Below are 9,641 nucleotides of genomic sequence, written 5' to 3' on the forward strand. Positions count from 1 at the left end.
ATGGCGACCGAGGCGCTTCCCGGCGTATCCCTGACGTTCGAGCCGCGCGGTTCGGACGAAGAACCGCTGCGCACCGATGTGGCGGCGTTCCTGGGCCGCTTCCGCCGGGGCCCGGTGGGGACACCGGTGCGGGTGGAGAGCTGGCGGGACGTCCTGGGCGCCTTCGGGGCCCCGGACGGCGGGTCGGCGAGCCCGTACGCGGTCCGGGGCTTCTTCGAGAACGGGGGTCGCACGGCCTGGCTGCTGCGGGTCGCCGGGGAGGGTGCCACGGCCCGGACCGGCTGGAGCGTCGGGGAGGCCGGGGGGTTCGGCGCCACGCGGTACGAGGTGGTGGCCACCAGCCCCGGGTCCTGGGCGAACGGGGGGCGGCTGACGGTGCGGTACCGGTCGAGCACGCTCGCCGGGCGGCCGGAGGTGGATGTGCGGGTGACGGTGCCCGGGGAGCCGCCGGAGAGCTTTCCGGGGCTCGCGCCGGACGCTCTGGTGGCGGGGGTCGCCGGGTCCCGGCTGATCCGGCTGGTCGCCGACGGGCCCGCGCCGCCGCCGCGCGGGCCGGGGCCGATCACCCGCTCCTGGGAGCTGACCCTGGCCGGCGGGGAGGACGCGCCGCCCGGCCGGGCCGACTATCACACGGCGATGGTCCGTCAGGCGGAGCTGCCGGAGCCGGCGCTGGTGGCCCTGCCGGATCTGGGGACCGATCTGACCGGACCCGACCACGAGGAGACGGTACGCGGGGTGCTGGAGACCGTACGGCCGCTCCTTGACCGGCTGGTGGTGCTGGATGTGCCCCCGGGGCTGGCGTCGGTGGACAAGGCGGTGGCCTTCGCGGGGTCGCTGACCGCGCCGGGCGACGACACCGCCGCGACGACGGCCGCGGTCTACCATCCGCCGCTGCTGGTACCGGAGGGGACGGGCGCGCGGACCGTTCCCGCCTCGGGGCATGTGCTGGGGGTGATCGCCCGGCTGGACGCGGAGCGCGGGGCGCACCACACCCCCGCGAACGCGGTGATCCTGGAGGCGGTGGACCTGGCGGTGGCCTTCCCGCCCGCGCAGCAGGTGCGGCTGATGGACGCGGGGATCGATCTGCTGCGGTGCACCCGGGGGCGGGGGCTGACCGTCTGGGGCGGCCGGACCCTCTCGCCGGTGCCCCGGGTGCGCCATGTCGCCCACCGGCGGCTGCTGCATCTGCTGGTGCGGGCGATCCGCCGGGTGGCCGACCCGCTGGTGTTCGAGGTGAACTCGCCGGAGCTGCGGCTCACCCTGGTGCGTTCGCTGACCTCGGTGCTGCTGGCGGCGTTCCGTGCGGGGGCGCTCGCCGGGGACCGTCCCGAGCAGGCGTTCCGGGTGGTGTGCGACGACAGCAACAATCCGCCGGGGCAGGACCCGGCGACCACGGTGTGCGAGGTGGAGGTGGCTCCCGCCGTCCCGATGGAGTTCATCCGGCTGCGTCTGGTGCTCGGCGCGGACCGCGGTCTGGAGGTGATCGAGGCATGACACCCGATCCATTGGCCCCGCTGACCCCGCTCCCGAAGTTCCGCTTCCTGGTGACGCTCGACCCGGGGGACGCCTATCTGCCCGGGCCGCAGGCGCTGTTGCTGCCACTGGTGGCATCGGGGGCGTTCCAGGAGGTCACCGGGATGGGGGCGCAGCTGGAGGTGACCAGTTACGCGGAGGGCGGCCGGAACGACTCGGTGCATCAGCTGCCGTTGCGGCACACCTGGAACCGGATCGTCCTCAAGCGGGGGGTGGTCCGTGATCCCGGTCTGTGGGCGTGGTACCAGGCAGGTCTCTCGGACTCGCTGGGGGCGCGCCGGGACGGGGCGGTGATCGTGCTGGGCACGGACGGGGTGCCGGCGGCGGCCTGGGCGTTCCACGGCGGGCTCGCCGCCAAGTGGAGCGGGCCCGATCTGCACGCGGAGCAGAACGCGGTGGCGATCGAGTCGCTGGAGATCGCGCACGAGGGTCTGACGAAGGTCCTTCAGGACGCGGCCTCGGCGGCGGTGGGTGCGGTGACGGCGGTGGCACGGCGGAGCCCCGGCGGACGGGCCGGGAGATGAGCGGGGAGATGAGCGCAGTGCCGAAGGTGACCATCCACCATCTGGAGGTCCGGTTCCAGGTGGAGGGCGACGACGGGGCGGTCTTCACCCGCCTCTTCAACCAGCACATCCAGGCATGGGCGCGGCTGTACGAGGCGGCGGCGTCCCGGGGTCTGCACACGCGTGACGAGCGCCGGTTCGGGGACAAGGAGTGCGGGGCATGAGTGTCACGCCGATGTCCTTCGCCCGGCAGCGGGCCGCGCGGGCGCGGCTGGAGATCGTGCGGCCGGTGATCGCGGACGAGCGGCGCCGGCGGATCCCGCTGCGGTTCAATCCGACCGATTACAAGCTGAGCAAGAGCAACACCTTCGCGGAGATCACCATTCCGGGTCTGGAGACCCCGCCGCTCCAGTTCGTCCGGGGCGGTACGGAGACGCTGACGGTGCAGGCGCTGGTGGACACCTCGGACACGCTGGAGAACGTCCGGCGGGCCTATGTGGACGCGCTGCGGAATCTGCTGCGGCCCGACAGCCGGGAGCACGCGCCGCCGGTGGTGCGGTTCGTCTGGGACGAGGCGGTTTTCACCGGGGTGGTGGAGAAGCTGGATGTCCACTACCAGATGTTCCGTCAGGACGGGGTGCCGCTGCGGGCGATGCTGGATCTGACGCTCAAGGAGTACCGCACGGTGGCGGTGCAGATGGCGGAGGTGCCCCGGTCCTCGCCGACGGTGGAGAAGACCTATGTGGTACGCCGGGGGGACACCCTGAGCAGTATCTCGGCGGCGGTGTACCGCAGGCCGGACGCCTGGCGTGAGCTGGCGCGGGCCAATGGCATCAGTGATCCGCGCGAGCTGCGTCCGGGGCGGGTCCTGACCGTGCCCCGGCTGCCGTGAGGGGGCGGGGATGAGTTCTCCCGTACCGCAGAACGCGCCGCCGGACCGGTACGCGCCGGAGTTCGAGGTGCGGATCGAGGGTCTGGAGGTGGATCCGACGACCAAGAACGACATCATCGACATCAAGGTCAGCCGGGATCTGGAGGAGATGTCGGGGTTCGATCTGACGCTCAACAACTGGGACGACGCGGAGCTGAAGTTCAAGCACAGCGATTCGCGGGAGTTCCGGCTGGGTGGGCGGGTGTCGGTGCGGCTGGGGTACGCGGACCGGCTGCTGACCGTCGCCACGGGCACCATCAGCACCCTCAGCCCCAAGTTCCCGGACAGCGCCTCGCCGACGGTGGCGGTGAGCGGGGTGGACGGGCTGCTGCGGCTGAAGGACCGCAAGCCGGCGGAGAACGAGCCCAAGATCTACCGGAACATGCCCGACTGGCGGATCGCGGAGCAGATCGCCCGCCGCAACCAGCTGCGGATCGAGGTGACCCGGGAGGGTCCGGTCCATGAGCGGGTGGTGCAGAAGAACCAGGACGACGCGAGCTTCCTGATGGAGCGGGCCAAGCGGCTGGACTTTGACTGCTACCTCCTGCCGGATCCGTCGTCGGGCGAGGACACGCTGTACTTCATCCGGCCGACCGACGGCCGGGACGGGCGGCCGATCCGGCTGTACCGGCTGGCGTACGCGCCGGGGCTGAGCACGGGGCCGAGCGGACAGCCGCCGGACCTGATCCCCAACCTGCTGGACTTCACCCCGACGCTGACCGTCTCCCAGCAGGTCAGCAAGGTGACGGTACGGGGCTGGGACCCGCGTACCAAGCAGCCGATCGCGTTCACCGCGACCGCCGAGAACCTTCCGGCGGGGCAGAACTCGGCCGATGGGCAGAGCGGTCCGCAGACGGCGGCGAGCACCCTGGGCAACCGGCAGGACGTGGTGGTGGACGCGCCGGTCTCCAGCGACCAGGAGGCCCGGGAGCTGGCGATCAGTCTGCTGCGGGAGCGGGCGTACGAGTTCATCACCGCCACCGGGCGGGTGGCGGGCCTGCCGGAGCTGCGGCCCGGCGACAACGTGGAGATCTTCGGTCTCGGCCGGCGCTTCTCCGGCACGTACTTCGTCAAGCGGGTCGAGCACACCCTCAACACCAGCGGCTTCTTCACCCAGTTCACCGGCCGGCGCATCCATCAGGGGGACCAGTGACAGGCAGGACCGCACCGCGCGCCCGGACCACGGACAAGCGGTACTACGGCGTCGTCGAGGCGCTGGTGGTGGAGAACGACGGGGACGACGAGGGCCGGGTGAAACTGTCGTTCCCCTGGTTCGACGGCAGTACGGTCACCGACTGGTGCCGGGTGGCGCAGCCGTACGCGGGCGGTGGCTACGGCGCGGTGCTGGTCCCGGAGAAGGGTGACGAGGTGCTGGTCGCCTTCGTCCACGGGGACATGCGCTTCCCCATCGTGGTGGGCGGTCTCTACAACGGCCAGGACAAGCCGCCGACCGCCCGGGACGGCGGCCGGGACCAGAAGATGTTCCGGACCCGGCACGGCCATGAGGTGGTGCTGGACGACGACGCGTCGGCGGCGGCGGTACGGATCACCTCGGCGGCGGGGCATGTGGTGGAGCTGGACGACGCCGGGAAGGCGATCCGGGTCACGGCGGCGCCGGGCGGCAGTGTGACGGTCTCGGCCCAGGGCGACATCACCCTGAAGGCGCCGAAGGTGACGGTGGACTCGCCCTCGATCGATCTGGGCGGCGGGGCGGTCGAGCCGCTGGTGCTGGGGAACGCGCTGCTCACCGCGTTCAACACCCATACCCATCCGTCCGCCGCCGGGCCGACCGGGCCGCCCGTGGTGCCGCTGACCCCGGCCGTCCTGGCGAAGAAGGCGAGGACGGCATGAGCGGGGACAGCAGGGACGGGACGGGCGGGGACGGGGAGTTCCTCGGGACCGGCTGGCGCTTCCCGATCCTGCCCGACGAGGCCGGACGGCTGGGGTACGCCTCCGGTGCCGAGAGCGTCGAGCACTGTCTGCGGGCGCTGCTGCTGACCGGGGTCGGTGAGCGGGTGATGCGGCCCACGCTGGGCACCCGCGCCCAGGAGTCGGTGTTCGCGCCGGGCAGTGTGCAGAGCCTGCGGGATCTGGAGGACTCGATCGCGCGGGCGGTACGGGACCATGAGCCCCGGGTGGAGCTGGAGTCGGTGCGCGCGGAGGCCGATCCCGCCGACGCCACCCGGGTCACCGTCACGGTGGAGTACCGGATCCGGCGCAGCAACACCAAGGCGAATCTGGTCTTCCCGTACTACGCGGGCCTGCTGGGGAGTACGCCATGACCGTGCCCCCGCCGGACCTGGACGATCTCACCTGGGCCGAGATGATGGCCGCGGTACGGCGGCGGATCCCGGCCGAGTCGGACGGCCGCTGGACGCTGCACGCGCCCGTCGACCCCGGGATGACCCTCCTTGAGCTGTTCGCCTATCTGCTGGAGCAGCGGCTCTACTGGCTGGACCAGGTGCCGGACGCGCTGGTGGTGGCGATCCTGCGGCTGCTGGGCACCGGGGGCCCCGAGCCCGCGCGGCCGGCGGCGACGGTGCTGCGGCTGGCCACCGAGGGGCCCGAGGGGGAGATCCCGGTGGTGCCCCGGGGGACGGTGTTCTCCCGGGACCCGCTGGGGCGGATCGCCTTCGCCCTCGACGACGAGGTGGCGGTGGTGCCCCTCGACCCCTCGGCCGGTGTCGCGGTCGAGACGGACCGGGACCGCACCGCGGATCTGCGGTCCGGGCGCCCGGTCGCGCTGCTGGCGGCGGACGGGCGTCCGGCGCGGGCCCGCTTCGTCCTGCCGCTGGTGAAGGATCTGCCGGCGCCGGGGCCGCTGACCCTGCTGGTCGAGCTGGAGACCCCGGCGGCGTGTGTGCCCTCCTGGCTGCCCGGGGCGGTCCCCGGGGTGCCGCCGCCCGCCGAGGTGACCTGGTCGTGGTTCCGGCCCGGCGAGGACCGGGCGGGCGCCTTCGACCGGGTCGAGGACGGTACCGCCGGGCTGCGGCGCTCCGGGGTGGTCCGGCTCCACCCCCCTCGGGAGTGGACCACCCGCGACCGGGGGCTGCTGCTCACCACGGGGGCGGCGACCTTCGCCGCGCCGCCCCGGCTGCTGGGGCTGGAGCTGAATGTGTCGGCCGCCCGCCACCGGGAGCGGCGGACCGCGACCGGGAAGGAGCTGGCCGGCCAGATCCGGTCCTGGCTGCGGCTGCCGGGGCAGCGGCTGGTGCTCCCGGACGCGGCGGGGCGGCTGCTGACGGCGGAGCTGACCCTCGACGGGAAACCCTGGCGGCCCGTCGTGGACTTCACCTTCGGCGCCAGCGGGGACCGGGTCTTCGTCGTGGACCGGGAGGCGGGCGCGCTGGTCTTCGGCGACGGGCTGACGGGCCATGTCCCGGGCCCGGGGGGCGAGGTGACGGTCGCCTACACCCTCGGCGGCGGCCGGGACGGCAATGGCGGGCTCACCGGGAACTGGCGTCCCGCCGCCCCCGAACCGGACCGGCCGGAACTGACCGCCGCCAACCCGGTGCAGGCGGTGGGCGGTACGGACCCGGAGACGGTCACCGGGGCACGGCAGCGGGTGGCCGGTTCGCTGGGCGAGGTGACCCGCGCGGTCACCGCGGAGGATGTCGTCACCCTGGCCCGGACCACGCCCGGGGTCGCCGTCGCCCGCGCCCATGCCGCCATCGGGGAGCACCCGGGGTTCCCCTGCACCCCGGTGCCGGGGGCGGTGACAGTACGGATCGTGCCCCGGGTGCCGCGCGGCGGTGATCCGGCGGACGAGATCGCCGCCCCGCTGCCGGATCCGGGCGCGCTCCGCGCGGTGGCGGACCGGCTGGCCCTGACCCGGCTGCTCACCTCGGAGGTGTTCGTCCGCCCGCCGGTCTACCGCGAGGTCGCGCTCCGGGTGGATCTGGCGGGCGCCCCGGCCGACCGGGCCCGGGTGGCCGCGGTGGTCGCGGCGGCGCTGCGGCGCCATCTCGACCCGCTGACCGGGGGCGCCGACGGGGAGGGCTGGCCGTTCGGGGAGCCGCTGCGGCCGTCGGGTCTGCTGCGCGCCGCCCAGCGGGCCCTGGGTGATCTCGCCGAGGTCGCCGGGGTGGCGATCGGGCTCGACGGGGCCGCACCGGACGAGGACTGCCGGGATGTGCGCATCGGCCCGGCGGAGCTGCCGGTGGCGCGGTCGGTGCGGACCTGTGTGGTGGCCGTGACCGGCGGGGAGGGGCTGGAATGAGCGACGACGGCGTGTGGTGGGAGCGCGGGGCGCGCACCGAGGGCCGGATGGTGCCGGGCCCCGGGCCCACCGGGGTCCAGCCGGAGCTGGTGGACGCGACCCGGGAGGCGGTCCGTTCGGAGGTGCGCGGCCGGATCGCCGGCTACACCCCCGACTGGACCGACCCGGACCGCCAGGACGCCGGGGTGGCGCTGGTGCGGCTCTTCGGCACCCAGGTGGAGCCGGTGCTGAGCCGGGTGAACCGGCTGCCGGAGAAGATCCTCGCCGAGCATCTGGCGACGGCGGGGGTGCGGCGCGGCCCTGCCGGGGCCGCCACCGCGCTGCTGGAGTTCACGGTGGTGCCGCCGGACGGTTCCTCCGTGCTGGTGCCCGCCGGTTTCCAGGCGGCGGCCTCCGGTCCGGACGGGCAGGTGGTGTACGAGACGGACGACGATCTGTACGCGACCCCGGCGACGGTGGCGGCGCTGGTGGTGGCCACGGCGGGGCGGCTGGAGCCGCTGCCGCTGGGACCGGCCGGGCCGGGCCGTCCCTTCGCCCCGTTCGGCCCGGACGCGGGGCCGGGTGACGGTCTGTGGATCGCGCTGACGGGCCCGGTGGCCCCGTACCCCCGGCTCTCGCTGGGTCTGGTGGTGGTCGCGGCACCGCCCGCGCCCGCCCGCTCCGGGGGGACCGCGCCGGCCCCGGTGCCGGGGCCGCTGCTGCGCTGGGAGGTCCTGGACGGCGGCCGGTTCGTCCCCGCGGACGTGGTCCGGGACGGTACGGACGGGCTGCGCGAGAGCGGGACGGTAGAGCTGCGGGTGCCGCGCGCCTGGGCCCCGGGCGGCCCCGCCGGACTGCGGCAGGAGGCGCCCCTGCGCTGGCTGCGGCTGCGGATCGCGCACGGCTCCCTGACGGGGCCGCCCCCGGTGGTCTCGGGGCTGCGGCTGAACACGGTCGCGGCGACCGCGGCCCGTACCGTCCGGGACGAACCGCTCCAGCCGGTGGGGGACACCACCGGGGCGGCCCGGCGGGTGATGCGGCTCAGTCAGGTCCCGATCCTCGCCGGGTCGCTGGTGATCGAGGTCGACGACGACACCGGCGGCGATGTGTTCGGCACCGCCACGGCGCCGGCCACCCGCTGGCGGGAGGTGGAGAGCCTGGGCGGGTACGGGGCGGACGACCGGGTCTTCGCCGTGGACCACGCCACGGGTGAGGTGACCTTCGGGGACGGGGTGCACGGCACGGCCGTTCCCCCGGGCTTCCGCAATGTCCGCGCGGTGCGCTACCGGGTGGGCGGCGGACGGGCCGGGGCGGTCCGGGCGGGCGCGGTGAACGCGGTGGTGACGGCGCTGCCGTTCGTGACCGGGGTGACCAATCCCTTCCCGGCGTCGGGCGGCACGGACGCGGAGCCCGACGCGGAGGTGGTCCTGCGCGGGGTGGGCGAACTGCGCGCCCGGGGCCGGGCGGTGGCCCCCGCCGACTACGGTCTGCTCGCCACCCGCACCCCGGGTGCGGCGGTGGCCCGCGCCCGGGGGGTGCCGGGGCTGCACCCCGGCTTCCCGGGGGCGGCGATCCCGGGGGTGGTCGGCGTCCTGGTGGTGCCCGAGCCGGAGCCGGGCGACGAGGACCCGGCCGGAGGGCCGCCGGTGCCGACCGCCGCCACGCTGCGGGCGGTCGCGGACTTCCTGACCCGGACCGCCGCACCCGCCGGGGTGACGGTGGTCGCGGCCCCGGCCCCGTACCGGCGGGTCACGGTCGAGGCCTGGCTGACGCTCGACCCGGATCTGGACCGCTCGGCCGTGCTGGGGCGGGCGTCCGACGCGGTGACGACCCTGCTGCATCCGCTGCGCGGCGGGGAGAACGGGGCGGGCTGGCCGTTCGGCGCGCCGCTCCGGCATACGCCGCTGGTGCGGCGGCTGCTGACGGTCGACGGGGTGGTCGCCGTCTCCCGGCTCTCCTTCACGGTCGACGGGGAGCGGCTGCCGGCCTGCGCGGACCATGCGATCGGGCCGGACCGTCTGGTCTGGCCGGAGCGCCCGCTGCTGATCCCGGTGGGGGACGGCCCATGACCCCCAGGCCCCCTTCCCCCGCGCCGCTCCGGGCCCCCGTGGCCCCCTCCGCCGATCCCCGAGGACCCCGCATGGCGACCCGTACGACACCACCACCCACACCCACGCCGGCCACCCGGGCCCGTACCGGATCCCCGGCCCGGCCCACGGCCGCACACGGCCCGGCCCCGGGACCCGCCGCCCCCGCGCGGACCGGAGAGCGCGGGGCAGCACCCCGTACCGCATCGCCCACCGACGCACCGGGCCCCGCCGCCGGCCGGGGGGCAGGGAACCGTGCGGGGGCGCCCGGGCCGGCGGCCCGGGCGGTCGGGGCGGCCCGATCCTCGCGAGGGTCTCGTATGCCTCCCCGTAGGGGTGGGTGTTGCCGCCGCAGGCCCGGGAGAAGGCCGTTCCCTTGAGCGGGAGTG

At 75.2% G+C, this 9,641-nt stretch carries 9 protein-coding genes; all 9 read left to right on the forward strand.

Features of this window, described 5'->3' with window-relative positions:
• From ABT354_RS37030 to ABT354_RS37070, 9 genes are read left to right on the forward strand one after another with little or no spacing between them, the layout of a single operon-like run.
• A complete protein-coding gene (locus ABT354_RS37030) occupies positions 1-1,494 on the forward strand; it encodes a phage tail sheath subtilisin-like domain-containing protein (protein WP_351502271.1) in 1,494 nt (497 codons plus the stop codon).
• Positions 1,491-2,057, forward strand: coding sequence for a phage tail protein (locus tag ABT354_RS37035; protein ID WP_351502273.1), 567 nt, complete (start codon positions 1,491-1,493; stop codon positions 2,055-2,057). The genes ABT354_RS37030 and ABT354_RS37035 overlap by 4 nt, the downstream gene beginning before the upstream one ends.
• Before the next feature lie 8 nt (positions 2,058-2,065).
• Positions 2,066-2,260, forward strand: coding sequence for a putative phage tail protein (locus tag ABT354_RS37040; RefSeq protein ID WP_351502276.1), 195 nt, complete (start codon positions 2,066-2,068; stop codon positions 2,258-2,260).
• Positions 2,257-2,928 (forward strand): CIS tube protein, encoded by a 672-nt coding sequence (locus ABT354_RS37045; protein WP_351502278.1) that lies wholly within the window; start codon positions 2,257-2,259, stop codon positions 2,926-2,928. The genes ABT354_RS37040 and ABT354_RS37045 overlap by 4 nt, the downstream gene beginning before the upstream one ends.
• Positions 2,929-2,938: 10 nt before the next feature.
• On the forward strand, positions 2,939-4,120 hold the full coding sequence (locus tag ABT354_RS37050; RefSeq protein ID WP_351502280.1) for a phage late control D family protein: 1,182 nt from the start codon (positions 2,939-2,941) through the stop codon (positions 4,118-4,120).
• Positions 4,117-4,818 (forward strand): phage baseplate assembly protein V, encoded by a 702-nt coding sequence (locus tag ABT354_RS37055; protein WP_351502282.1) that lies wholly within the window; start codon positions 4,117-4,119, stop codon positions 4,816-4,818. The genes ABT354_RS37050 and ABT354_RS37055 overlap by 4 nt, the downstream gene beginning before the upstream one ends.
• Positions 4,815-5,249, forward strand: coding sequence for a GPW/gp25 family protein (locus tag ABT354_RS37060; protein WP_351502284.1), 435 nt, complete (start codon positions 4,815-4,817; stop codon positions 5,247-5,249). Before ABT354_RS37055 ends, ABT354_RS37060 begins: the two co-directional genes overlap by 4 nt.
• Positions 5,246-7,186, forward strand: coding sequence for a putative baseplate assembly protein (locus ABT354_RS37065; protein WP_351502286.1), 1,941 nt, complete (start codon positions 5,246-5,248; stop codon positions 7,184-7,186). The genes ABT354_RS37060 and ABT354_RS37065 overlap by 4 nt, the downstream gene beginning before the upstream one ends.
• Positions 7,183-9,234, forward strand: a complete 2,052-nt coding sequence (locus ABT354_RS37070; protein ID WP_351502288.1) for a putative baseplate assembly protein — start codon at positions 7,183-7,185, stop codon at positions 9,232-9,234. The genes ABT354_RS37065 and ABT354_RS37070 overlap by 4 nt, the downstream gene beginning before the upstream one ends.
• The last annotated feature ends 407 nt before the right edge of the window (positions 9,235-9,641 follow it).

The sequence above is a fragment of the Streptomyces sp. NPDC000594 genome (assembly GCF_040299965.1).
In the GTDB taxonomy this organism is placed as follows: Bacteria; Actinomycetota; Actinomycetes; order Streptomycetales; family Streptomycetaceae; genus Streptomyces.

What these genes read in the sequence shown, in the direction of transcription:
- ABT354_RS37030 (WP_351502271.1), top strand. Translation starts at nt 1, where the DNA reads ATGGCGACCGAGGCGCTTCCCGGCGTATCCCTGACGTTCGAGCCGCGC.
- ABT354_RS37035 (WP_351502273.1), top strand. Translation starts at nt 1,491, where the DNA reads ATGACACCCGATCCATTGGCCCCGCTGACCCCGCTCCCGAAGTTCCGC.
- ABT354_RS37040 (WP_351502276.1), top strand. Translation starts at nt 2,066, where the DNA reads ATGAGCGCAGTGCCGAAGGTGACCATCCACCATCTGGAGGTCCGGTTC.
- ABT354_RS37045 (WP_351502278.1), top strand. Translation starts at nt 2,257, where the DNA reads ATGAGTGTCACGCCGATGTCCTTCGCCCGGCAGCGGGCCGCGCGGGCG.
- ABT354_RS37050 (WP_351502280.1), top strand. Translation starts at nt 2,939, where the DNA reads ATGAGTTCTCCCGTACCGCAGAACGCGCCGCCGGACCGGTACGCGCCG.
- ABT354_RS37060 (WP_351502284.1), top strand. Translation starts at nt 4,815, where the DNA reads ATGAGCGGGGACAGCAGGGACGGGACGGGCGGGGACGGGGAGTTCCTC.
- ABT354_RS37065 (WP_351502286.1), top strand. Translation starts at nt 5,246, where the DNA reads ATGACCGTGCCCCCGCCGGACCTGGACGATCTCACCTGGGCCGAGATG.
- ABT354_RS37070 (WP_351502288.1), top strand. Translation starts at nt 7,183, where the DNA reads ATGAGCGACGACGGCGTGTGGTGGGAGCGCGGGGCGCGCACCGAGGGC.